Annotated in this window: 21 protein-coding genes; 7 read left to right on the top strand and 14 right to left on the bottom strand. The window is 70.7% G+C overall.

Annotated features, from left to right (window positions below):
* Position 1 precedes the first annotated feature (1 nt).
* Both HDA39_RS39225 and HDA39_RS39220 read right to left on the bottom strand, forming a co-directional pair.
* The gene (locus HDA39_RS39225) at positions 2–535 is read right to left on the bottom strand and encodes a DUF6912 family protein (protein ID WP_184804109.1); all 534 of its coding nucleotides are present in this window, start codon (positions 533–535) and stop codon (positions 2–4) included.
* Entirely contained in the window at positions 532–1,995 is a 1,464-nt protein-coding gene (locus HDA39_RS39220) for a WS/DGAT/MGAT family O-acyltransferase (protein ID WP_184804106.1), read from the bottom strand. The genes HDA39_RS39225 and HDA39_RS39220 overlap by 4 nt, the downstream gene beginning before the upstream one ends.
* 198 nt (positions 1,996–2,193) lie before the next feature.
* Between HDA39_RS39220 and HDA39_RS39215 the strand changes: the two genes are divergently transcribed.
* A complete protein-coding gene (locus tag HDA39_RS39215; RefSeq protein WP_184804103.1) occupies positions 2,194–2,682 on the top strand; it encodes a cupredoxin domain-containing protein in 489 nt (162 codons plus the stop codon).
* Between the two features lie 4 nt (positions 2,683–2,686).
* Positions 2,687–4,015, top strand: coding sequence for a hypothetical protein (locus HDA39_RS39210; RefSeq protein ID WP_184804099.1), 1,329 nt, complete (start codon positions 2,687–2,689; stop codon positions 4,013–4,015).
* Here the strand turns inward: HDA39_RS39210 and HDA39_RS39205 are convergent.
* The 3 genes from HDA39_RS39205 to HDA39_RS39195 form a co-directional block, all read right to left on the bottom strand.
* A complete protein-coding gene (locus HDA39_RS39205) occupies positions 4,012–5,229 on the bottom strand; it encodes a glycosyltransferase 87 family protein (protein ID WP_184804096.1) in 1,218 nt (405 codons plus the stop codon). The genes HDA39_RS39210 and HDA39_RS39205 overlap by 4 nt on opposite strands.
* Positions 5,226–5,879 (bottom strand): HAD family hydrolase, encoded by a 654-nt coding sequence (locus HDA39_RS39200; protein ID WP_184804093.1) that lies wholly within the window; start codon positions 5,877–5,879, stop codon positions 5,226–5,228. The genes HDA39_RS39205 and HDA39_RS39200 overlap by 4 nt, the downstream gene beginning before the upstream one ends.
* Before the next feature lie 206 nt (positions 5,880–6,085).
* Complete coding sequence (locus HDA39_RS39195) at positions 6,086–6,841, bottom strand: DUF4097 family beta strand repeat-containing protein (protein WP_238356267.1); 756 nt, start codon at positions 6,839–6,841, stop codon at positions 6,086–6,088.
* A gap of 1,033 nt (positions 6,842–7,874) precedes the next feature.
* Between HDA39_RS39195 and HDA39_RS39190 the strand changes: the two genes are divergently transcribed.
* Entirely contained in the window at positions 7,875–8,573 is a 699-nt protein-coding gene (locus tag HDA39_RS39190; protein ID WP_184804087.1) for a hypothetical protein, read from the top strand.
* Here the strand turns inward: HDA39_RS39190 and HDA39_RS39185 are convergent.
* Complete coding sequence (locus HDA39_RS39185) at positions 8,570–9,835, bottom strand: CpaE/TadZ family protein (RefSeq protein ID WP_184804084.1); 1,266 nt, start codon at positions 9,833–9,835, stop codon at positions 8,570–8,572. The genes HDA39_RS39190 and HDA39_RS39185 overlap by 4 nt on opposite strands.
* 184 nt (positions 9,836–10,019) lie before the next feature.
* Positions 10,020–10,679 carry an SAF domain-containing protein gene (locus HDA39_RS39180; RefSeq protein ID WP_184804081.1) on the bottom strand — a complete coding sequence of 220 codons (660 nt, stop codon included), beginning with the start codon at positions 10,677–10,679 and terminating at the stop codon, positions 10,020–10,022.
* Positions 10,680–10,902: 223 nt separating this feature from the next.
* Between HDA39_RS39180 and HDA39_RS39175 the strand changes: the two genes are divergently transcribed.
* The gene (locus HDA39_RS39175) at positions 10,903–11,151 is read left to right on the top strand and encodes a helix-turn-helix domain-containing protein (protein WP_184804078.1); all 249 of its coding nucleotides are present in this window, start codon (positions 10,903–10,905) and stop codon (positions 11,149–11,151) included.
* Between the two features lie 160 nt (positions 11,152–11,311).
* Here the strand turns inward: HDA39_RS39175 and HDA39_RS39165 are convergent, their stop codons facing one another.
* Positions 11,312–11,866 (bottom strand): hypothetical protein, encoded by a 555-nt coding sequence (locus tag HDA39_RS39165; RefSeq protein ID WP_184804075.1) that lies wholly within the window; start codon positions 11,864–11,866, stop codon positions 11,312–11,314.
* A gap of 167 nt (positions 11,867–12,033) precedes the next feature.
* On the opposite strand from HDA39_RS39165, the gene HDA39_RS39160 reads away from it, so the two are divergent.
* The 3 genes from HDA39_RS39160 (at position 12,034) to HDA39_RS39150 (ending at position 16,211) form a co-directional block, all read left to right on the top strand.
* Positions 12,034–13,515 (top strand): LysM peptidoglycan-binding domain-containing protein, encoded by a 1,482-nt coding sequence (locus HDA39_RS39160; protein WP_184804072.1) that lies wholly within the window; start codon positions 12,034–12,036, stop codon positions 13,513–13,515.
* 1 nt (position 13,516) lies between these two features.
* Complete coding sequence (locus HDA39_RS39155) at positions 13,517–14,122, top strand: Rv3235 family protein (protein WP_184804070.1); 606 nt, start codon at positions 13,517–13,519, stop codon at positions 14,120–14,122.
* Between the two features lie 1,213 nt (positions 14,123–15,335).
* Positions 15,336–16,211 (top strand): aminoglycoside phosphotransferase/kinase family protein, encoded by an 876-nt coding sequence (locus HDA39_RS39150; protein ID WP_337926083.1) that lies wholly within the window; start codon positions 15,336–15,338, stop codon positions 16,209–16,211.
* Here HDA39_RS39150 and HDA39_RS39145 read toward each other — a convergent pair.
* The 6 genes from HDA39_RS39145 to HDA39_RS39120 form a co-directional block, all read right to left on the bottom strand.
* Entirely contained in the window at positions 16,192–18,069 is a 1,878-nt protein-coding gene (locus HDA39_RS39145; RefSeq protein ID WP_337926082.1) for a hypothetical protein, read from the bottom strand. The genes HDA39_RS39150 and HDA39_RS39145 overlap by 20 nt on opposite strands.
* Positions 18,070–18,245: 176 nt before the next feature.
* Positions 18,246–19,304 carry a glycoside hydrolase family 130 protein gene (locus HDA39_RS39140; RefSeq protein WP_337926081.1) on the bottom strand — a complete coding sequence of 353 codons (1,059 nt, stop codon included), beginning with the start codon at positions 19,302–19,304 and terminating at the stop codon, positions 18,246–18,248.
* An 18-nt stretch (positions 19,305–19,322) separates the two neighbouring features.
* Positions 19,323–20,147 (bottom strand): ABC transporter permease subunit, encoded by an 825-nt coding sequence (locus HDA39_RS39135; RefSeq protein ID WP_184804064.1) that lies wholly within the window; start codon positions 20,145–20,147, stop codon positions 19,323–19,325.
* Positions 20,148–21,047: a carbohydrate ABC transporter permease gene (locus tag HDA39_RS39130; protein ID WP_184804062.1), complete on the bottom strand. Its 900-nt coding sequence runs from the start codon at positions 21,045–21,047 to the stop codon at positions 20,148–20,150.
* Positions 21,044–22,339: an extracellular solute-binding protein gene (locus tag HDA39_RS39125; protein ID WP_184804061.1), complete on the bottom strand. Its 1,296-nt coding sequence runs from the start codon at positions 22,337–22,339 to the stop codon at positions 21,044–21,046. Before HDA39_RS39125 ends, HDA39_RS39130 begins: the two co-directional genes overlap by 4 nt.
* Entirely contained in the window at positions 22,336–23,364 is a 1,029-nt protein-coding gene (locus tag HDA39_RS39120; protein ID WP_184804060.1) for a substrate-binding domain-containing protein, read from the bottom strand. The genes HDA39_RS39125 and HDA39_RS39120 overlap by 4 nt, the downstream gene beginning before the upstream one ends.
* Between the last annotated feature and the right edge of the window lie 226 nt (positions 23,365–23,590).

Raw genomic sequence — 23,590 nt, 5'->3', positions numbered from 1 at the left:
GTCAAGCCTTGCCCCGCCGGCCTTCCGCCGCGAGGAGATCGGGGATCTCCTGCGTGGCGTACCACAGCAGGTCTTCACCTTCGCACGAGTCGAGGGCGAAGACAGCGTCCTCGTGGTCCGGATTCGCGGTGTCACCGCGCGCCACGTCCCACAGGTCCGCCGCCTTGCCGACGACATCGGCAGCACTGTCGGTGTCCAGGTGCACCGCCGCCACGGCGGTCCACGGGATCACCACGTGCAGCTCCAGCCGCGCGTCGCCCAGGTGGACGCTGCCTTCGGCGGGCGGCACGGCCGCCACCTCGCAGGCGATCACCACCCGCTTGCGCGGCGCGCCGGGGTCGGCCGCCAGCAGCCCGACCGAGGCCTTCGCGGCCTGCGCCATCGCGGCGTACTCGAGCTCCTCGTCGTCGCCCTCGGTGTACCACTCGCGCAGCGCCGGCGTCACGGCGTACGCCGTCATCGGCGCCGGCCCGATCTCGGCGGCGTGGCACGCCGCGTCGAGCAGTGGCAGCGTGGACGGTACGTAAACCCTCATTGGCCCGCCTTCTTCGTGCTCCGGGGCTTCTTCCGGCCGCGGGTGGCCCGGTTCCGGCTGCCCTTGGTGGTGTCCAGCAACTCGTCCAGCGCGTCGGTGACGCACTGGGCGAAGACAGCGAGGTCCGGCATCGCCGTCCGGTCCGCGTTCAGCCCGAAGGAGACCTTGCCGTCGTACGACGTGACGCCGACCGACAGCCCCTGACCGGGCATCAGCGGGACCACCGGGTACGACGCGAGCATCGGCGCGCCCTGGGCGTAGAGCGGGAACTGCGGCCCCGGCACGTTGGTGATCACGACGTCGTCGATCGGCCGGACCGTGGCGGTGGCGACCCGGGCGGCGAGCGCGTGCAACGTGGTCGGGGCGAAGCCGGCGATGCCGACCAGCGAGCGGGCGCTGACCGCGCGCCCGGTGTCCTTGTGCACCTTGGTCTGGTACGAGATCTGGTGCAGCCGCATGACGGGTGAGTTCTCCCCGACCGGCAGCGTCACGGTCGAGGCGATCACCGACGAGCCGAGCGACGTCGGCTCCTCGTCCTCGTCGTCGCGGATGCTCACCGGTACGACGGCGCGCACGCTCCGGGTCGGTCCGACGCCTTCGCCCCGGGTCATCATCCAGGCCCGGAAGGCGCCGGCGACGACGGCCAGGACCACGTCGTTGATCGTGCCGCCGTGCATCGCACGGACGGTCCGGAAGTCCTCGAGATCGGTCTGCACGGTGGTGAACCGGCGCTGCCCGGAGGTCTTCACGTGCAGCGAGCTCTCCTGCGCGTGCCGCTGGGCCACCAGCGAGCCGACCACGTCACCGATCACCTCACGCACCGACGTCGAACCGGTCAGGCTGGCCATCTCGGCCCGGGCCAGCTCCAGCACGGCGGTCGGGTGCCGGGTCGCGTCGGCAAAGACGCCGGCCAGCAGCTCCAGCGCGGACGGCGGGTGGTCGGGCTGCCAGGTGTCGGTCGGCGTCTCCCGCGGGTGCGCGGTCGCGTCGAGCACGACCTGACCGATGTCGACCGTGCTGTTGCCGTCGACAAGGGCCTGGTGGGACTTGGAGATGATCGCGAACCGGTCGCCCTGCAGGCCCTCGACCAGGTACATCTCCCAGAGCGGGCGGGCCCGGTCGAGCCGCCGGGACATGATCCGGGCGACCAGCTCGAGCAGCTGCGAGTGCGTGCCCGGCCGCGGCAGCGCGGAACGCCGTACGTGGAAGGTGATGTCGAACTCTTCGTCGTCGACCCAGACCGGCCCGGCGAAGCGGCCCGGCACCTGCTGGACGCGCTGCCGGTACCGCGGGACGAAGGCGATCCGGTCGCGGATCAGCGCGACCAGGCTCTCGTAGTCGAACTCGTCGTCGGAGTGCACCGGCGGCTCGAAGATGTCGACCGTGCCGACGTGCATCGGCGTGGCCGGGGACTCGGCCTTGAGGAAGGTCAGGTCGAGCGACGACAACCGGTCCGGCATCCGCTGGTCCCTTCCTTCCTCTTTCTGGTCCGCTCACCCTAGCCGTCCGCGCCGACAGTGAGCTGCGACACTACTGAAGGCGATCGTGACACGACTGATGGTCCTGGCGGGAACCCGGCGCGGCCGGTGTTCGTAGCACCCAGTGGGCGTGTTCGGCGCCCGACAGTGTCCTACCTTGCCGGAAAGGCCCCTCGCATCATGCGTTCGACGTTCTCCCGCGGTACCGCGCTCGCGCTCCTGCCCGCCCTCGGCATGCTGGTCCTGGCCGGCTGTGGCGACGACTCGGGCAGCGGCAGCTCGCCCAGTCCGAGCGCCCCGGTGACGACGCCGACCGACCTGCCGTCGGTTCCGAGCCCGACGACCACGCCGTCGGACGACCCGAAGAACACCCCGTCGAACACCGCCGACCCGTCCGGCGAGCAGGCCGACGTGACCATCAACGTCACCGTTGCCAACGGCAAGGTGAGCCCGAGCGGCGACAGCATCAAGGTGACCGCCGGCCAGACCGTCCTGGTCACCGCGGTCAGCGACGCCGCGGACCAGCTGCACATCCACGGGTACGACAAGGAGATCGAGCTGGCGCCGGGCAAGCCGGCCTCGGTCAAGTTCACCGCGAACATGAAGGGCACCTTCGAGGTGGAGACGCACGAGAGCGGCAAGCTGGTCGCCAAGCTCGTCGTCTCCTGACCCGATGACACCTCTTCTGCTGCCGCTCCACGGGATCGGCGGCCGGCAGGATCTGCCCGTCCCGTTCGGGCTGGCCGTCGCCGGCGCCGCGGTCGCGATCGCGCTGTCGTTCGTCGTACTGGGGGTCGCCTGGCGTACGGCGAAGTACCGCGGCAACGCGTCCGGCCGGCCGGTGCCGGACGGCGTCACCCGGACCGTCGACGCGTCGTGGTTCCGCTGGGTCGTCCGGCTCGTCGGGCTGTTCGTCTTCCTGTACGCCGGGGTGTCGCTGCTGTTCGGCGTCGACCGGCTGACCAACCCGATCTTCGGGTTCGTCTACATCCTGGTGTGGGTCGGCCTGGTCCCGGTGTCGCTGCTGCTCGGCCCGGTCTGGCGCACGCTCAACCCGCTGCGCACGATCCACCTGCTGCTGTCGAAGCTGCTCCGCCAGCCCGCGTCGCACGGGCTGCTCGAGCTGCCGAAGTGGGTCGGGCTCTGGCCGGCCGCGCTCGGGATCCTCGCGTTCACCTGGCTCGAGCTGGTCGCACCGGACCGTGCGACGCTGCCGGTGCTGCAGGCCTGGCTGGCCTTGTACGTCGTGATCACGCTGTTCGGCGCGATCCTGTTCGGCGACCGCTGGTTCGCCTTGGGGGATCCGTTCGAGGCGTATGCCACGCTGATGTCGCGGCTGTCCCCGTGGGGTCGCCGTGACGACGGGAAGATCGTGTTCCGCCGCCCGCTGGAGAACCTGGACGGCCTGAAGGTCCAGCCCGGCCTGGTCGGACTGGTCGCCGCGCTGCTCGGCAGTACGGCGTACGACGGCTTCTCGAACTCGTCGGCCTGGATCGGCTGGGCGCAGAACTCCGGCTACTCGATGACCCTGCTCGGCACCGGGATGCTGATCGTGTTCATCCTGTTCGTGCTCTTCACGTACTCCGGCGCGACGCTGCTGGCCGGGCGGTTGTCGGACAGCTCGCGCGCTTCGCTGCCGGGGTTGTTCGCCCACTCCGTCGTACCGATCGCCTTCGGGTACGTCGTCGCGCACTACCTGACGCTGTTCATCCTGGAAGGCCAGCGGACGCTCATCTACCTGAGCGACCCGCTGAGCAACGGCGCCAACGTGTTCGGCACCGGACTGCTCGCCGTGAACACCGGGATCACCAACCACAGCACGGCGATCTCGGTCGTCCAGGTCCTGGCTGTCGTCTGCGGCCACCTGCTCGGCGTCGTCTCGGCACACGACCGGGCGGTGGCGTTGTTCCCCCGCCACAAGGCGCTGGCCGGGCAGATCCCGTTGCTGGTCGTCATGGTCGGCTACACGGCCGGCGGGTTGCTGCTGCTGTTCTCGGACTAGGGCTTCTGGGCTTGGGGTGTCCGGTCCTTCACGGGACCGGACGCCACGGCCAGGATCGCGAACGCGACCAGCCCGAGGATCAGGTGCGAGTTGCCGGGGATGGACTGCCAGAAGGTCCAGCTGAGCTCGCGGTCGTCGCGGTACGGGACCCACCAGATCGAGCGGAGCACGAACAGCCCGTACCAGAGGACCGCGGTGACGATCGCGGGACGGCGACCCCACTGGCGGTCGACCGCGCGGACCAGGCTGATGCCGAGCGGGATGATCCAGACCCAGTGGTGGCTCCACGAGACCGGTGACGCGTACAGGACGGCGAGCGCCATCACCGAGATCGCGGTGACGCGCTCGTCGGCCAGCCAGTAGCGGCGGGCCAGCCAGAGCACGAGCAGTCCGAAGATCGCGGACAGGACGAACCAGACCGGCTGGATCCAGCCGGCATCGTCGCCGAGGCGGCTGAGGAAGCCCATGAACGACTGGTTCGCGGTGTAGGCCAGACCGCCGACCCGGTTGGCGTTGCGGATGACAACGGTCCAGTACTCCCACGACTGGTTCGGTACGACGGCGAAGCCGATCGCCATCGTCGCGAGCAGCCCGAGCAGCGCGTTGCGGAACGCGCGCCACTGCTTGGTGATCAGCAGGAACGCGAGGAACGGCAGCGGGGTCAGCTTGATGCCGATCGTCACGCCGACCCAGAAGCCCCGCCAGCGGGCGTCCCGCGGGCGGATCAGGTCGAGCAGGATCATTGCTGTCAGCAACAGGTTGATCTGGCCGAACTGGATCGTCTGCCAGACCGGTTCGAGCAGCAGGGACGCGAGCGTCAGGGCGGCCAGTACGAGAAGCTTCTTGTTGCTCAGGTGCTGCGTCCAGGCTGTCGCCGGGAGCGCCGCCCGCCAGATCGCCGCGATGCAGAGCACGGAGATCGTCGTCCAGACCACCAGGGCGACACCCCACGGCACCGCGGCCAGCGGGACCATCGCGATCGCCGCGAACGGCGGGTAGGTGAACGGCAGCCCCGAACCGGGCAGCTGCGCGTCGTATAAGGACGCCCGGTCGAGCAGCACCGAGCCGCCCATCCGGTACACGCGAAGGTCGATCATGCCGTCGAACAGCCCGTACGCCCAGGCGCCGAGGGCAACGAACGCGGCGCAGCCGAGCACGGCCACGACGATCCAGCGGCGGTCGGTGCGGTGGATCTCGGTGGAGGTCGCGGTCACGTGAGGTCGACTCCGAACAGCGCTTCCAGCTCGCGCAAGGTGTCGTCGTACGCGGTGTGGTGGATCGCGGTCATGCCGAGCGCGCGGGCGGCCTCGACGTTGGCCTCGAGGTCGTCGACGAACACGCACTCGGCCGGCTCGAGGCCGACCCGCTCCGCGGCCAGCAGGAAGATCTCGGGCTCCGGCTTGCGCAGCCCGACCTCGCCGGAGATCACCAGGTCGTCGAACATGCCTTCCCAGGTGTCTCTTGGATAGGTGTTGCCCCAGGAGTTGGACAGCAGCGCGGTCTTGATGCCGTGGCCTTTCGCCCGTCGTACCAGGGCGGTCATCCGGGGCTCGTGCTCGAAGTGCGCGAACATCCGCTCGATCAGCCCTTCGGCCTTCAACGGCTGCCCGTCCCGCGTCACCAGCAACGCCGCGAGCTTCCGCTCGAAGTCCGGTACGGCGATCTGCCCACGCTCGAGCGCGTGGATCGGGTTGACCTCGGCCTCGACCGGATCGGCCCCCAGCCACTCGACGACCGCCGTGAAGTAGGCGTCGAAGTCGAGGTTGTCCAACTCGGCCCACCGCCCGAGCGCAACGTCCAGCCCAGAGGTCAGCACGCCACCCCAATCGACCAGCAGCCCCCGCAACACCTTGTCGTCAGACATGCGCGCAAGACTACTCACGCTGACACGTCAGCCCGGCTCCCCCCTGGCGACGCGGATCCGCCGTACCGGCTGAAGGGCCTCGGCGACCTGGGGCCGCTCGGTGGTGACCTTGACCGCCCTGACTCTGCCGCTTGCTTCTCAGCGCCGCAGACCACCCCAGCCCACGCCAACCTCCCCGGCGCCACACGACGACCCCGGCGTCCACATCAGTTGGCGTACTCCACCGTGACGTCGCCCGAGGAAGTCTTCGCCGTGATCGTCCGGGTCGCCGCCGGATCCGTCCTCAGGTCGGTGTGCTCGTCCCCCGACGACGTGTCGGTGTCGACCTTGTACGTCTCCGCCCCCGCCGGAACCACCACCGTGACATCCCCCGAGGTCCCCTGCGCCCGAACCTCGACGGGCGCCGAGGCGAACGTCAGCTCGACCTTCCCCGACGTCGTCTTCCCGTGCACCTTCGTCGCCGTCAGCGCCGTCCCCTCGATGTCCCCCGAGGTGGCATCCAGCGTGAGCTCCCCACCCGCGCCGTGCACCTCGATGTCCCCCGAGGTCGTCTTCAGCTTCCCGACCTCGGCGACGTCCGACACCTTGATCGTCCCGCTGGTGTTGTCGACCGAGACCTCGAGATCCTTCGGCACCGTGATCACGTAGTCGGTATCGCACCCGAACGACAGGAAGCTGCACCCGTTCGACTTCAGCTCGAGCTTGCCGTCGCGGTACCTCTCGTCCGGATCACTCCCGAACACGGTCTTCTTGAACTTCCGCTCGACCTGGATCTCCCGCACGTCGCCCGCCACCACCTCGACGTCCGACGACTTGCTCACCACCGTCAACGAGGTCCCCTGCACCGGGTAACTGTCCTGCGTCGCCTTGGCCCCCTCGGTCAGGTTCGTCAGCGCCCAGTACGCACCCCCGAGAATCAGCGCCACAGAAATCGCGATCCCGAACCGCCGCTCAGGAGTCATAGCCCCACTCGACCGACCCTGCACCTCGGACATCGCACTCCCCTAGCTACTCCCTCGCTGACCCCCTCACCCTGGCACACCCCCCGGCTCGTGTCGGTGGGGTTTTCCCCCGGAAACCACCTCAATCCGCCCCTGATTCCCCCTGCCCCCACCCCGAGCCCCAGCCGCACCACGCGTCCCCCGCCACCGCGCCGCGCCCTGCCGCGCGGCCCTCCCCTCCCCGCCGCACCCGCCGCACCCGCCGCGGCCCGGCCCGGCCCTGCCCTCGCCTGGTCTGCCCTGCCCTGCCCTTGCCTGCCCTGGCCTGGCCTGCCACTCAGGCTCCATCCGGCTGAGCCGCCGACGCCCACCACGGTCCAACCTCCTCCAGCAGGCCGAATACCCGGCGTGTCGCCCCACATCAGCAGGTTGATCAGTGGTGCACGTCGCCATCCACACCCGCCCACCCGCAGCCCTGGCCCCGAGTCCGAACCCAGCACACCCGCCCCCGCGCACAGGCCGCCCCTGGCCCTCTCGCCTAGCAACCACCCGCCGAACCCACCCGGTACGCCGCCCTCGCCCACCCATCTGCCGACGCCGGGACTGCCACCCCCACGCACGCCCCAGCAAGCCCGCACCACCGCCCAAGGCTCCCCGAGCACGCGGCACCCGACACCCGGTTGGGCGGCGGGGCCGGGTGGCGGGCGGCGTGGTCGGCGGTCGGTGCGGGCCGTGGGTCGGTGCGGGCCGTGGATCGGTGCGGGCCGTGGATCGGTGCGGTCGGCGGACGCTGCAGGCCGCGGTCGACTGGCGGCGGTCGGCTGGCGCATGCCCGCCGCGGCGCTGGCACCCGGCCGTCGGCGGGCGGCGGGAGGCGAGGCGGGCGGCGGTGTGATCGGCGGGCGGTGCGGGCCGCGGGCGACCGGCGGCGGTCGGCGGGACCGGGCGGTGTCGTCGGCGGGCGGCGTGGCCGGCGGCGGCGCTGGCCGCGGGCTACCGGCGGCGGTCGGCGGGGACGGGCGGTGTGGTCGGCGGTCGGCGGGGACGGGCGGCGGTGCGGGCCGCGGGCGACCGGCGGCGGTCGGCGGGGACGGGCGGCGTGGCCGGCGGCGGCGCGGCCGGCGGCGGCGCGGGCCGCGGGCGACTGGCGGCGGTCGGCGGGGACGGGCGGTGTGGTCGGCGGGCGGCGGGGACGGGCGGCGTGGTCGGTGGGCGGCGTGGGCGGCGGCGGTGCGGGCCGCGGGCGACGGCGGTGGCCGGCGGGGACGGGCGGTGTGGTCGGCGGGCGGCGTGGCCGGCGGCGGCGTGGCCGGCGGCGGCGCGGGCCGCGGGCGACCGGCGGCGGGCGGTGCGGGCCGCGAGCGACCGGCGGCGGGCGGCGGGACCGGGCGGTGTCGTCGGCGGGCGGCGTGGCCGGCGGCGGCGCTGGCCGCGGGCGACCGGCGGCGGGCGGTGGTCGGCGGGGACGGGCGGTGTCGTCGGCGGACGGCGTGGCCGGCGGCGGCGCGGGCCGCGGGCGACCGGCGGCGGGCGACTGGGCGGATGCCCGCCGCGGCGCTGGCATCCGGCACCTGCCGCTCCCGACCACCCACGGTGTGCCTTGGCCACCACCCGCCGCGGCGCCCTGGACCTGCCCTCGCGGACGGCCGCCGGCCCGGCAACACCGCATGGCCGGGTGCTGCCCTCGCATCGCCAGGTACTGCCGCTGGTCATCGGCGAAGGACCTCCCGCCCCCGACGAGTACCTCACCTAGCTCAGGTGGTCCTTCTCCACCCCCGCCGCCAGCTGCTGGAAGGCCTTGCGGAGTTTGCTGGACTTGGCTGTTTCGAGCAGGCTTCGCCCGTGGGTCAAGGCTGCGTCCGACGCCGCCAGGTCGAACGGAAGCAACGCCGCCGGCTCCACCCCGGCGTACTGGTTGAGGGCCTCAGCAACAGCATCCGACGGCGAACTCCCGAGCGAACCCGAGCGCACCCGGTTCACCACCACGCGGGTCGTTGCCGACGGCACCATCGCGCGGAGTTCGTGCAGGGAGCGGATCAGGCGGGTCAGCCCGACCGGGTCCGCCGTACCGACGACGATCACCTCGTCGGCTTCCTCCAGGGTCGCGAGGGTCGCGCCGTTCCGTCGTGGTGCGAGCGTGTCGAACGAGATCTCCTCGTCGCTCTCGATGCAGAAGCTGACATCGACCACCGTGCACGGCGCCAACTGCCGCGCCGTCGACCACACCGATTCCAGCGCCGTCGGACGCAACTCCGTCCACCGATCGGCGCGGCTCAGCCCCGTCAGCACCAGCAAGTAATCCGCAACCCCGCGCGCATGCCGAGCCAGCAGCTCGACGTCAAGCGCCCCACTCCCAGCCGACCGCGCCGCCGCGGCCAGCCCCGAGGTCTCGTCGAGAATCCCGAGCATCTGCGCCACCGACCCGCCGTACACATCGGCATCGGCCAGCAGCGTGGGAATCTGCCGCGCCGACAACTCACTCGCCAGCCCAACCGCGACCGTGCTCCGACCCGGCGCACCGGTCGGCCCCCACACGGCGAGCAGCCTCCCCTTCCCCGACGGGTCGTAGTGCCGCTCGGGCGGCGTCGTCCCCGGCGGCACCGGCACAAACCCGCCCGCGAAATGCGACACCGTCGTCGGCGGCCCCGAGTCGACCGCATCGGTGATCGCGCGCCCGAGATCCTCACCGCTGACATCGGCCGGCAGGATCCGCTCGATCCCCATCCGCGCCAGCCGATCCTCGGCGCCACTCGGCTCACCGTTGTCGGACGGATCCACCAGCGCCAGTACGACGATCCGCCGCGCGTGCAGCGCGGCCACCGCGTCCGACGTCAGCCGCGGCAGGTCCTCCGCCAAGAGCACGGCCCGAGCCTGCCCACTCGCCGCCGCGGCCATTACGTCAGCAATGTCCACGCACCGCCGCACGATCCGGATCCCCGGCGCCTGCTCGGCCCGCCGTACGACGTCCGCCTCCCAGGGCGCACCGGTCACCGCCAGCAGCACAGGAACAGCCATCAACACCCCCACCCAACAAGAGCCGCATCGCCAAGCGCCGGCGAACCCACCAAACGCGGCCCAGTACGCCGGCTGCCGTTGCCCATCGCACCCACCAGCGCCCTCGCCGCGTACGGACCGCTCACCCCAGTCGCCAGCGACCCCGGCGTACCAGCGCCAGCTCGCCGGATACTCAGCTCGTCCATCAGCGCCCCCGCCGTACCAGGACTGGCTCGCCGGCACTCATCGCGGCAAGCGCAGCAGGAAGTTTGGGGAGGTCAGCCGGGTCCAGCCCGATCAGGACCTGCCGTCGCGCCGACCCGCCGGAGACCCCCTTGACCGCGTCGACCTGACTGACGCGGACGGTCTCCCAGAGCTTCCGGGCCGGTTGAGCCGTGTCCTTGGGGACCACCCAGATGTCCACCTGATCACCGGCCGCGGTGTCAGTAGGCAGACGCCCGGTGGCGATCGCGAGCGGCAGCTCGGTGCGATCGTTGTCGGTCTGGGTGACCGCCGCCTGGCGCGGGACGAACTCGCCGGCCTTCACCGCGCGGACCACCACCAACCCTTGCAGGTTGGCGTCGGCCGCGACGTACTGACCGGCGGCGTCGCTGCTCGTGAAGCGGACCCGAACAGTGGTCAGGTCCCCCGAGGTCAGCTTCGTGCCGGCCGGCAGGTCGCGGTCGGCGGCCCAGATCGTCGTGGTGTCGTCGGCGGACGACAGCAGCTTGGCGCCGGCCAGCGCGGTGATCGCGACCAGCAGCACGCCGAGGACGAGCCGACCGTCCTTCCACCGGGCTCGGCGGTTGCGCTGCGGCGGGGCCGAAGGCACCGCGAACCCGCTGCGAACTGGACTCTGCACCACGTCTGACTCTTTCCTGTCACCTGTCGGTCGCGCTCCGGAACCGCCCATTCTGCCAACTCCGTCGCCCTGCGTGCTTTCGGTTGTCCACAGCGTCGCGACGCCCGAGTTGCCTGGGGACAAACTCAATCGTCCAGGGGCCAACCGTGGCAAACTAATGAAACGGGAACTGCAGGAAGTTGCAGTTCCCACCCCCACGTCGATCAGCGAAAGGGCGTCAGGACGTATGCCGGCACCGCGCTTCCTCCAGCTCTCCGACGTCGCCGAGGTCCTGAACATCTCGGCCAACCAGGTCTACGCCCTGGTCCGCCGCGGCGACATCCCCGCCGTGAAGATCGGCGGCCGGGGCCAGTGGCGCGTCGAGGCCACCGAGCTGGAGAAGTACATCGAGCGGCTCTACACCGAGACCCGCCAGTTCATCACCAGCCACCCGTTCGGCGAGGAAGCCGAGCAGTCCGAGGACGTCCACCAGTAGCCCGGGGATCAGGGCCGGGCCGACGATGCCGCGGTCGTGGGCGCGGTCTCGGTGAGGTTCTTCACCGGGATGGTCAGGTCGTGGCTGCTGCCGTCGGAGAGCTTCAGCGTCAGCGGCACCTCGTCGTCGCCGTCCTGGTGGCCGGCACGCCCGCCGCGCGTCAGCGGCGGCGGAGGGCCGAGAGGGCCTGGGTGGGGACCAGGCGGGTGTTGTAGACCTCGGTACGACGGCGAGGCGCGTCCAGCGGATGCTCGGCGACCTCGATGAAATCGGCGCCGACGCGGTCGATCGTGCCGGTGATCGGGTGCGCGTGAGGACCCGCGCAGAACAGCGTCACCGGGGAACGGTCGCGGGCGATCCCGCGGAGCAGGTGGGCTAGGCCGAGCTTGGCGGCGACGGCGCCTTCGGCCGGTTCCGCCCAGGGGCCGAGGCCGTGGACCGACGTCAGGGCCTCGACAGGGATCAGCCATTCCTCGAAGCGTTCGGCCTCCAGGAGCACGCAGTCCTTGCCAACGCGGACCAGTTCGCCCTGAACCGGCTCGGCGTGCGTCAGCTCGACCCGCACGATCGTGCCGACCGCTCCGCGCAGCCGGTCGAGCAGCGTGATCTTGCCGACCTCGGCCCGGATCCGCTCGGCGACCTCGCCGTACAGGTCACCGTCCTGGAGCGCCGCGAACTGCGACTCCAGGTCCTCGAACAGAGCATCCAGACGCATGCGCTCGAACCTACCCGCTCGAGCGCTCACCAGCACTCTCCGTGCTCGATGACCACTCTCCGTCGCTACCGGGCACGCTTTCGACTTGCCAAACCCTGCTGAGAGCGGTCTATATTGGTCAAGCCAAGGCAAACTAACGCAAACGCATAGATCGAGGGCGAAAGTAGATGAACGCGATGATCCGGGGACTCAAGGCGCTGATCGCGCTGGGTGCGCTCACGGGCGCCGGCTTCGCCCTGCGCTGGGTGACCGCCGGAGCCATGGCTGAGGCCTCGACGCGGGACCTGATCTCGATGGCGTTCGTCGCGGTCGCCGCGGTCGCCTGGACGGCGTACGCGTGGTTGCTGCTCGCCGTCCTCGCGACGGTGCTCGAGCAGGCGCCCGGCGTACTGGGTCGCGCTGGGGCCGCCCTGGCCGGACGGATCACCTCGCAGACCTCGCGGACGCTGCTCCGCTCGGCGCTCGGAGTTGCGGCCGTCACTCCGCTGACCATCGGCGTCGCACACGCGTCGCCGGCCAACCCGCCGCAGCACACGACGACCTCCGGTGCCGCCTGGCGCGCGACTGAGCCTTCGTCGACTGTCCGCCTCGACCAGCCGATCTCACCGAACGAGTGGCGGCTCACGGAGAAGCCCTCGACGATCCGCCTGACCGACCCGCCGGTTCAGAGCGCGGGCCGTCCGCAGTACGAGCCGAGCTCGAAGCTTGAGATCGGCAAGCCGAGCGCGAAGGCCGGTACGACGCGGCCCGACGGTCCGGCGACTCCCGGTCCGAGCGATTCGTCGACTACTCGTACGGGCGATCGGCCAGGCGGTGAAGGTGTCGCGCGACCGGGTGACCAGGCGTCGTCCCTGCCCGGTGAGCAGGCATCGGCCGGGCCGGGCGAGCAGGCGGCTTCCCGGCCGGGTGAGTCGGCGACGTCCCGGCCGGGTGAGTCGGCCGGCACACGGTCCGGAGCGGGGACGGGTCGGGTCGGCGAGCAGGCCGAGGCTCAGGCCGGCGACCAGTTGGCTGGTGAAGCCGGTACGACGCTGCCCGGTTCGACTCGGCGCGGAGACGCAGCTTCAGACCTGTCCGGGGACCCGGTTGCTGGTCAGCGGACCGACGGGCTCGGCCGGAGCGAGCACCCGCCGACGACCAACCCGGGTGGACCGGCGCGCGCCGGCGATCCGACGGCGACTCAGCCCGGCGGCCCGGCCAGGGCTGGTGAGTCGGGAACGACCCAGCCGGGCGGAACCGCTCGGGCTGGCGAGCCGGGAACAACTCGGCCCGGCGGAACCGCTCGGACCGGTGAGCCGGGAACAACTCGGCTCGGTGGAACCGCTCGGACCGGTGAGCCGGTTGGGCCTCGGGCTGGTGAGCCCGGCATTCGGGTGCCGGACCGGCCCACCGACGGAGCGCCGGTTCGGTACACGGATCTCGAAAGCGGTCGGCACGTCGTACTGCGCGGTGAGTCGCTCTGGTCCATCGCCGCCGCCGAACTCGGCGCCGGCGCTTCGGAATCCGCGATCGCCGCCCGCTGGCCGCACTGGTACGCCGCGAACCGCGCAGTGATCGGTCCAGACCCCGATCTGCTCCTCCCCGGCCAGGTACTCCAGTCGCCGGCCTCCCTCGACCGTCCCGTGCCGCAGACCCCTCAGGAGAAGTGACATGACTACCCGACGAAACCTCACCGCCGTCCCCCAGACCTCCACCTCCCAGGACCAGGCGCCGACGGTCAGCGTCGACGATGCACCCACGAGGGGCGGCGTCCTGGCAGAGCGCAACGCGCCGCAGACCTATCCGACCGGCGCAACCGCGCTCCGGAAGCCGCAGGAGGTTGTGCCGACCCAGGGCGCTTTGGCGCTGCAGTACGAGGCCGACGAGGAGCTGGCCGCTCCTGCCCGGCCGACGCTGCGGCTGGTACCGGTCAGCCCTGCGCTGCCGGATGTCCGCATGTGGGCGACCCTGCTGGCCCAGGCGATCGCCGAGACCATCGGCGGGGACCGGCCGGTCAGCCAGCTGACCCGCTGGACGGACACTGCCGTGTACGTCGACGTGCACCGCCGGGTGCGCCTGCTCGGACTGACAACCACCGCCGGAAAGCGGGCGACGAAGGAGCGCAGCTCAGTCCGCTCGGTCCACGTCTGCCGCCCCGAGGACGGCGTAGCCGAGGTAGCCGCCCACCTCCGCACCAGCGGCCGCTCCCGAGCAATGGCCCTACGCCTGGAGATCCGCCGAGGCCGCTGGGTCTGCACCGCCCTGGAACTCGGCTGAGGCTGCGGGCTCGGGCGACGGCTCGGCCTGCGGCCCAGCCGTCGGGACCAGGGCGAGCCAGCCCTGCGTCCGCGGTTGAGCGGACCAGCTAAGACCCAACAGCCAAACCCGAGATGCTGATCTGTCTACTGGCCGGGCACTGGCCCGGCGAGTAGACAGACCGCCGGGTCAACCTCAAGCAGATCGGCTGACCCGCCTCATGCCATGCAACCGGAGCTGACACGGCGCCGACGACGATGCTCGGAGGCGCCGCTCGCTGATGCAGGCTCGGTTGCACAACCCGCAAGCCCTGGTGGCCCGGTGGCCCGGGCCGAGTGCGAGTCGGCCGAGCATCGGCGGCTCGAGCCCAGCAGCTCGGCAGACTCAGTCCGTGGCACGTAGCCCGAACTGGCGTAGCCGACTTGGGGGCGCAGCTCAGCTGATGCAACTCGGTCTACACAGCCCGACCGATGCGGGCCCATGGCCCGTCCGGCGTACGCGGCCCGGGCGTGAACCAGCCGCGCACCGGAGGCTAGGTGCTGGCGGTCGTGTTCGCGGTGCCCGGCGGGCGTCGCGGTGGTGGTAGGCGTCGCGGTGGTGGTGGTAGGCAATCGCTGTGGTGGTGTTAGGCAATCGCGGTGGTGGTGATCACGGTGGTCGAGGCGAAAGGAGGAGGTGGAGGTGATTGTTGCGGTAGCGGTGGTGCTGCCTGCGGGGAGTTGGGGACTTGGGTGCCACTGCAGATGGCGTGGGGTTGGTGCGCGGCGGCTCTGGCGCCAGGGCGGGTCGGGGGCGGGCGCAGGGATGGGTCGGGGCGGGCGCCGGGCCCACGGGGTCCGGGTGCACCGCGCGGTCATCGGGAGGGTGGGTGGAATGCGGGGGCGCTGGATGGTGGTCGGGCGTGCAGGTGCGTGAGGGCCGGGGCGGTAGGAGTAGATGGCAGGGCTGGGAGGGGGGCACAGCTTTCGAGGGGCGTCAGAGCGGTCGGTTGGTGTTGGGTCCCGTATTCGCGTTCTGGGCTACTTGTCTTGCTGGTTGGATGAGTGGGGTGAGTGAGCAACCAGCGTTCCGTACGTCGCTGCGGCACAATCCGTTGAACGCGGTTACCGCTTCGGTTGAGCGGGTGACGGATGTGGGTGGCAGGACGGTCATCCGCAAGGAGCTTCGCGAGCCGGGGGCGGGAGGCGAAGGACCTGACCGGGGCGATGAGCGGGCGGCCTCTTGGGTGGGGTCGGTGGAGCCTCGGCACTGGAATTACTGGCGGCGGGAAGTTGAGGTTTACCGGGACGGCGGGCTGCGGGAGCGGTTGCGGGAGGCTGGGCTCTGGCTGCCGGAGGCTGAGATCGATGAGTACGACGGTGGGGCGGTGTTGTGGCTGGAGGACGTCGTCGGTACGCCGGGGACCGGGTTCTCGTTGGGGGATCATGGGGCGGTCGCGCGGGCGTGTGGGCGGTGGCAGGCTCGGCCGAGTGAGGCGGTTGGGTGGACGTCGGTGGGGTTCTTGCGGGACTACTCGACCAGCCGGGTGGTTCCGTGGGGGCTGCTGGACGACGATGACGCGTGGGGTCGGCCGTTGGTGGCGGAGCACTGGCCGGAGGGGCTGCGGGAGAAGTGGGGCCAGCTTGTTGCCGAGCGCAACAGTCTTCTGACGCTGGTCGAAGGGCTGCCGCGGCGGCGGTGTCATTTGGATCTCTGGGTGAGCAACTTGATTCGCCGGCCGGGTGGGGAGATCGCCTTGCTGGACTGGGCGTTCACGGGGGACGGCGCGCTGGGTGAGGATCTCGGCAATCACATCCCGGATGCCGTGTTCGATCTGTTCTGGCCGGCGGAGCGGATCCAGGAGTTGGCCGAGACCTGCATCGATGAGTACCTCGACGGGCTGCGCGAAGGTGGATGGAGCGGTGCGGCCGATCAGGTGCGGCTGGCGGTGATGGCGTCGGGGGTGAAGTACGCCTGGTTGCTGCCGGCGCTGCTGGGGCAGGCGGGGGACGCGGCTCATCGCGCGTACCACCAGCAGGCCGACAGTCGGCAGCTCTTCCAGCAGAGGGGTTTGGCGCTGGAGTTCGTTGCTGACTGGTGTTTGGAGGCGCTCAGTTCAGTACGACGGTGAAGCCGCCGGGGAGGACTTCTGCTCGGCCGTTCGCTGGTCGGCGGGAGTGGAGCTGGCCGGAGGACGTGTACGAGTAGGCGGTTCCGCGGCGGGTGACCTGGACCGTGCGGGGGTGGCGGTCGACGCTGACCAGGAGTTCGTTGGTGCCGAGTTGGAGTTTGCTGATCAGTGGGAGCAGGAGGAGGGCGTCGACGCGGACGTTGGGGCCGGTTGACGAGGCGGTGAGGGTCGTGGCGGCTGCGGGGAGCAGCCCGACGCCCACGGGGAGCAGAGCGCCGGGGGCGGCCGAGACTCCCTGGGGGCCGCCGGAGCCGTGGCGGATCACGCCGCCGGTGGACCATGCGCTCGTACCGGCTGAGCGGTCGGGGACGAGGTCGACGACCGGGAGCACGAGGCGCCCTTCGGTGGACGGTGGAAGGGTCCAGACGGCTCGGGAGCCGGCGGGGAGGGCGACGTAGGAGCCGTTGCTCCATTGGGATTCGCCGGTCCAGGCCGATGGTGGGGTGACGACCGTGGCTCCGGAGGTGAGTTGGGCGGACTCGGCCTCGACCACCTGCAGGCCTGAGAGGACTCGTCCACCCGAAGCCGAGCCGGGAGCGGAGCCAGAGGCAGCAGTCGACATCCCAGCGGTCGCCAGTGCTTGGGCCTGGCGGGCGACAGCGGGATTCGCGTCCAGCGCGAGCATCGAGAGCAGTCCGTGGATGGTGGACTCGGCGCCGGAGTTGCGGTTGATGACGCCGTCGCCGGAGATGCCGTCGTACGTGCGGCCGGTGGCAACGTCGTACGCCGGTTCACCCGCGTGGTTGGCGCCGAAGTACCAGGCGGCGACGAACGCGGCGACCTGGCGCAGGCCGGGGCGGTTGCCGGCTGAGGCTACGCCGAGCAGGCCTTGCAGGCGGGCGTCGACGCCGTACGCGATCTGCGTGCGGTCGATGGGCGCCGGCAGCCAGCCGTTGTCCGGGCCGCCTGCCGTCAGCAGCAGTGGGGTGAAGCCGGCGGTGTCGCCGATGGCCGGGGTGAGTAGGCGCGGGTTGTGCAGGGTGGTGGAGGCTTCGGCGAGTGCGGACGGCATCTGGGCGCCCCAGGCGTGCCAGTTGGAGATCGACTCGCCCCACGGGAGCAGTGCGCGGAAGGGCCACTCGCGGATGCCACCGGCGTCCATGGCGGCAATGGCCTCGGCGAAGCGGGCGAGAGAGCGGCGGGCTCGGGCTGCGCCCGCTCCTGCTCGGACGTACGCGCTCAGCCCCAGCACAGCCTCCGCGGTGGCATCGGCGCCCGCGACGATGAGCCAGGCGGGGACCCGGCGGCCGTCGACGATGTTCCAGGTGCCGTACTTGACCAGCACCTGGCGGTCGAGGGCGTCGAGGGCCAACTCCATGCGGGTGCGGAGGAAGCGCGCGAACGCGGGGTCGACTCGCTCAAAGGTCTCGTAGCCCTCTCCCAGCGCCCAGACCGTCCGGGCCAGCCAGTACGACGGCCCGCTGTCCGACGGGTCCGGCAGTTCGACCGGCTCGGCGCTCGGGTTGAGGGTGCCGTCCGGCTGCATCCAGAGCACCACGTTGCCGGCGTTGGCGCCGCTGGTGGTCTGCAGATAGGTCAGCCCGCGCAACAACCCGTACGCCGCCGAGCGGCTGTGGGCGTCGCGGTGGGCGCGGTAGTGGCGCAGGTAGACGACGGCCGCGCGGGCGAGGTCGTCGGCGTTGAAGGCGCCTTGGGCGTAGGTGTCGGTGGCGGCGTCGTACGGGCCGCCGCCGATCCGGGCGTAGGTGCCGTCGGCGCGGCGGTCGGCGTACGTCCAGAGGACGCCGAGCGGGCCGGAGCCGTAGGTCGAGTGGTTCGGGGTTGCAGGAGGCGTCACCTCGTCACCCAAGTAGTCGAGGTGACTGAGGTTGGCGCGCTGGTACTTGGAAGGTGAGGAGGTGACGGTCCCACCAGCAGCCGTTGCCGTGGGCAACCCAGCGGCCAGTGCGAGCGATCCGCCGAGAACCGCACGCCGAGAGACCCCATGCCCGGTCTCCGTACGCCGTGAGCCCGTCATGAGAGCCGGTCCAAACGAGCGACGCCGATCGCGGCGTCGGCCATGCCGTAGAAGACGTAGTGCACGCCGTCCACCTCCTCGATCGCGGTCGGGAAGACGACGTTGCCGACCGTCCCGATCCGCTCTTCCTCGGTCTCCGGGACCAGGATCGGCTCCACGGTCCGGTCCAGAACCTTCGTCACGTCCTCGAACGACAGCAGCAGCGCACCCGCCGCGTAGCTGACCTTCTGCGTCGTGGGATCGAAGCCCTTCGGCTGCTCCCCCGTCACCCCGTGGTGGATCACGAGCCAGCCCTCGGGCACCCGCAGCGGCGCGGGGCCGGCGCCGATCTTCAAGGCCTCGAAGGGATGCTCGGACATGGCGACCAACCGGTGATGCCGCAGGTGCACCAGGTTCTCCAGCCCTCGCTCGACCTCGGAGACGGGCACGAACGACACCCAGATCCCCGGCCGGTCGTCGGTCACGCCGGCGGGCAGGTGCACGCCCTCGCCGTCGCGGAACCAGCCCAGGTCCCACATCGGCCGGTGCAGCATCGCGTACGACGGTTCGCCGTCCGGCCCCGGCACGGGCTCGGGGAAGAACACCGTGTCCTTGTTCGGGAACAGGTTCAGATCCGTGTCCAGCGCGGCCTCGTACTCGAAGTGCAGCGGCCCGAGCCGCGTCCAGGTCCGCAGGTCGTCCGACACCGCGAGCGCCGGCTTCGGCCCGAGCGGCCCGTACGCGACGTACGTCATCACGTGCTTGCCCAGCGACGGGATCCACGTCACCCGCGGGTCCTCGACGCCGGCGTTGTTCAGGCCGCGCTCCCAGCCCTCGTCGGGCGCCAGGACGACACCTTCGCGGGAGACCCCGACAGGAACACCGTCAGTCAACGCGACGCGGGCCAGCCCGACCCGGGAAACATTGCCCGGAGCAACCAATCGCGGCAGCAGGTACAACGTGCCGTCAGGCGTGTGCCCGGAGGCCGGGTTCAGTACACCCTCGGACTCCAGCTCGTTGCCCGGCTCGGGCGTCATCACGACACCGACCCGCGTCAGTGTGTAGGGAACAGTCACAGCAAAACCCTTTCGAAATCAGCCCTTGACCCCGGACTCGAGGCTGGAGGAGATGAATCGGCGCTGGAAGATCACGAACAGCGCGACGGCCGGCGCGGCCAGGACACAGGCCCCGGCCAGGACGGCGCCGAACGGGTTCGCGGCCCGCGCCGACACAGTGGTCAGGTAGTTGGACAGCGAGACCGCGAGTGGCTGCAGGTCCTGCTGCTTGGTGATCAGGAACGGCCAGAGGAACTCGTTCCACGGACCGATGAAGGTCAGCAGTACGCCGGTCAGCAGCGCCGGCTTGACCAACGGGATCGCGACCCGCCACAGGATGGCGAGCTCACCGGCGCCGTCGATCCGGGCCGCGTCGAACAGCTCCTGCGGCAGCTGCAGGAAGTACTGCCGGAAGACGAACACCGCGGTCGAGTTGATCGCGAACGGCAGGATCATGCCGAGGTAGGAGTCGGCCAGCCCGTAGCTGCGCACGATCATCACGTACAGCGGGATCGTGAGCAGCTGGAACGGGACCACCTGGACCAGCAGCACCAGGTTGAACACCGCGCCCCGGCCGCGGAACTGCAGCCGCGCCAGCGCGTAGCCCGCCAGTACGCCGAACACGAGCGTGCCCAGAATGACCCCACCGGTGAAGATCCCCGAGTTCAGCAGGGACCGCCCGAGGTTGATCGCCGCGTTGATCTCGGCGTAGTTGTGCCCGGTCAGGTTCCCCGGCGAGGGGAACGCGCCGCCGACCGACGGATCCGGCTCGGCCTGCAGGCTGCCGACGAGCATGTAGTAGAAGGGGAACAGGAAGACGAACGCCCCGACCAGCAGGCCCAGAAACTTCCACGGGCTCTTCACCTAGTTCTCCCTCCCGACGAAGCGTCGTTCGACCAGCGCCAGAATCAGTACGCCGACCACGAGCAGCACCCCGATCGCGGCCCCGATGTCGGGGTTGCCCTGCTCGATTCCGCGCTGGTACATGATCAGGACCGGCGACGCCGACGCGCCGTCTGGACCGCCGCCACCGGTCAGCAGGTACGGCTCGGTGAACAGGTTCGCCCCGGTCACGGTCGCCAGCAGGACGACGAGCGTCGTGGCCGGCCGGACCCCCGGCACGGTCACGTTCCAGAACGACTTGATCCGCCCGGCGCCGTCCATCGACGCCGCCTCGTACAGGTCCTTCGACACGTTCTGCAGCGCGGCCAGGTAGAGCAGGATGAAGAACCCGAGCTGTTTCCAGGTCACGTAGATCGCGACCGTCGGCATCGCCAGGTTCGAGTTGACCAGCCAGGACGGATCAGGCGCGAGCGGCCCGAGCACGGAGTTCACCAGGCCGTTGGAGTTGAACAGGAACAGCCAGACGCCGACCACCGCGACGCTCGCCGTCACATAGGGGACGTAGTAACTGACCCGGAAGAACCCGCGCCACCGCACAGCCCCGTTGAGCGCGTACGCCAGCAGCAGCGACAGCACCACGGTCAGCGGCACGTTGATCAGCAGGAAGATGCCGACGTTGACGAACGAGCGCCGGACCGCCGGGTCCGACAGCATGGTCGCGTAGTTCTCGAACCCGACGAACGGCCGCTCCACGATCGCGCCGGGCGCGGTGAAGAAGTAGTCGTGGAACGACATGTACACGGCGAACCCGAGCGGGTAGGCGAAGACCGCCGCCAGGAAGACCACGTACGGGGTGACGAACAACGACCCGATCGGCTGTTTGCCGAGGACCTTGCCCAGCACCCCGGTACGCTTGCTCATGACTGCTTGGCGAGCTGATCGACCTTCTGGACGGCGCCGTCGAGGGCCGCGCCCGGGTCTTCCTGGCCGAAGATCACGGACTTGGAGTACGCGTCACGGAAGGTCTGCCAGATCGTGATCGAGTTCGGCACGTTCGGGACCTCGACCGTGCGGGCCGCCTGGTCGGCGAACTGCTGGTAGTCCGGGTTCTTCTGGAAGTACTCCGGGTACGCCGTGGCGACCGCGTCGCGCAGCGGCATCTGGCCGGTGGCCTCCAGCAACTTGCCGTCCTGCTCCTTGCTGGTGGCGAACTTCAGCACCTCCCACGCCGTCCCGCGGTTCTTGCAGGCGGAGTACATCGCGACGTTCTTCGCGTCGCTGAACGTGTACGTCTCGTTCGCGGGCTTGCCGGCCGACGTCGGCACCGGGACGGCGCCCCACTCGACCTTGCCCTTGTACGTCGCGACCGCCCACGGGCCGACGATCGCCATCGCGGCGGTGCCGTCGACGAACGAGTCGCCGGTGTACTTCTCCTGCGAGGCCAGCTTGTCGGCGTACATGGTCCGCCAGAACCCCGCGACCTTCTTGCCCTCGTCCGAGGCGAACTGCGCCTTGCCGTCGGCCACCAGTTGCTTGCCGCCGGACTCGGCCGCGAACAACGGGTAGAAGTCGAACCAGGACTGGTAGAACTCGTTGCTCGGCGCCGGGTAGATCGCGAACTTCGCGGCCTTGGCGGCGACCAGCTTGCGCGACGTGGCCAGGAACTCGTCGTACGTCGCCAGCGGCGGCTTCGTGGTGTCGATGCCCGCCTTGGCGAAGGCCTTCTTGTTGTAGAAGATCATCACCGGGTTGTCCTTCCAGGGCAGCTGGTAGTACTTGCCGTCCGTGGACCTGTACTGCTCGGCGACCTTGCCGGTGCGGCTCTCGACGTACTCCTTGCCGCCGTCGAAGCCGTCGAGCGCCACCAGGCCACCCTGCTTCTGGAACTGCGACACCGAGGCCGGCGAGGTGTTGAAGATCAGGCACGGCGCGTTGCCCGCCGTGATCGCGGCCCCGATCACTTCCTCGGAGCTCTTCCCGGTCGGGATCTCCTGCGCCGTGACCTTCTCCTCCGGATGCGCGGCGTTCCAGGCCGCCACCATCTGCTTGCCCCAGGCCACTTCCTCGGCGTTGTTCGACAACCAGACGGTGATCTCGCCCTTGGCCTGGGCGGCCGCGTCGGCATCACCTCCGCCGTCACTGCCGCCGCAGGCTGCGGCGACTCCGGTCAGCCCCAGCGCCAGCAGCGCCGCGGTCACCTTGCGTCGTTTCATGACTCCTCCAGACGTGCGGTCGAACGGCGTACGACGAGACGGGCCGGTGGGAGCTCCACGTCGGCCACGTCACCGGTCCCGTCGATGAGTTGGTTGAGGGTGTTCGCGGCGGCCTCGCCGAAGGCGTAGGGATCGGCGCGCACGGTGGTCAGGCCGGGGTGGACGAACTCGGCCAGCTCGCTGTCGTCGAAGCCCGCGACGCTCAGGTCGTCGGGCACGGTCAGCCCGGCCTGCTGCGCGGCGCCGAGCCCGGCGATCGCCATCCGGTCGTTGGCGTAGACGATCGCGGTCGGACGCTCCGGCAGTGCGAGCAGCCGCCGGGTCGCCTCGATCCCGCCGGCCGCGGTGAAGTCGCTGACCTCGAGACCGGCCGGCTCCAGCCCCGCGTCGGCCAGGGTCGCGACGAACGAGTCCGCCCGGGCGGTGGCATGGACGAACGTGGGCGGACCGGCGACGTGCGCGATCCGGCGGTGGCCGAGCGCGAGCAGGTGCTCGACGACCTCGACCGTGCCCGGACGGTCGTCGAGGCAGACTGCGGGGAACGGCGACGAGCCCTCCGGCCGGTTCAGCGTCACCGCGGGCAGGCCGAGCTCGCGGCACAGTTCGATCCGCGGGTCCTCGTGGCGAAGGTCGGACAGGAAGACCCCGTCGACCCGGCCGTCCTGCGCGAGCCGCCGGTACCCGGCCGCCTCGTCGTCGCCCGCGGTCACGACCTGCAGGACGAGCGCCTGCCCGCCGCGCGAGAGCACGCTCTCGACGCCCGCGATGAACGCCGGGAAGAACGGGTCGGACGACAGGACGGCGGGGTCCCGGGTGATCACCAGGCCGAGGGCGAACGCCTTCGAGACCGACAGCGACCGGGCCCGGTTGCTGGGCCGCCAGCCGAGCTCGTCGGCGGCCGCGAGAATCCGGTCGACGGTGGCCTGGGCCAGGCCGGGTCGCCCGTTCAGCGCGAACGAGACCGAGCCCTTGGAGACTCCGGCCCGGGCCGCCACGTCGGCGATCGTCGGTCGGTCCTTGACCACGCGGCGCTCCTCGATTGAGTGTTTAAACCGGTTTAAAGAGTCACTAAACCGGTCAAAACCCGCGCCGTCAAGGGCTCGCATCACATGTTCGGGAACGCACCGAAGACCCGCTTACGCGCATCTTTTTGCAGTTGGTGCTTGACGCTGCCGACCCGCGTTGCTCTACTGGCTCACCAAGCACCGGTTGCCGGTGCGACAGTGACGCACCCAGCCGGTAGCACTTTGG

The organism is Kribbella italica (genome assembly GCF_014205135.1).
Lineage (GTDB): Bacteria > Actinomycetota > Actinomycetes > Propionibacteriales > Kribbellaceae > Kribbella > Kribbella italica.
The sequence above is the reverse complement of the archived record's forward strand: the minus strand, read 5'-3'. Positions and strand labels throughout refer to the sequence as shown.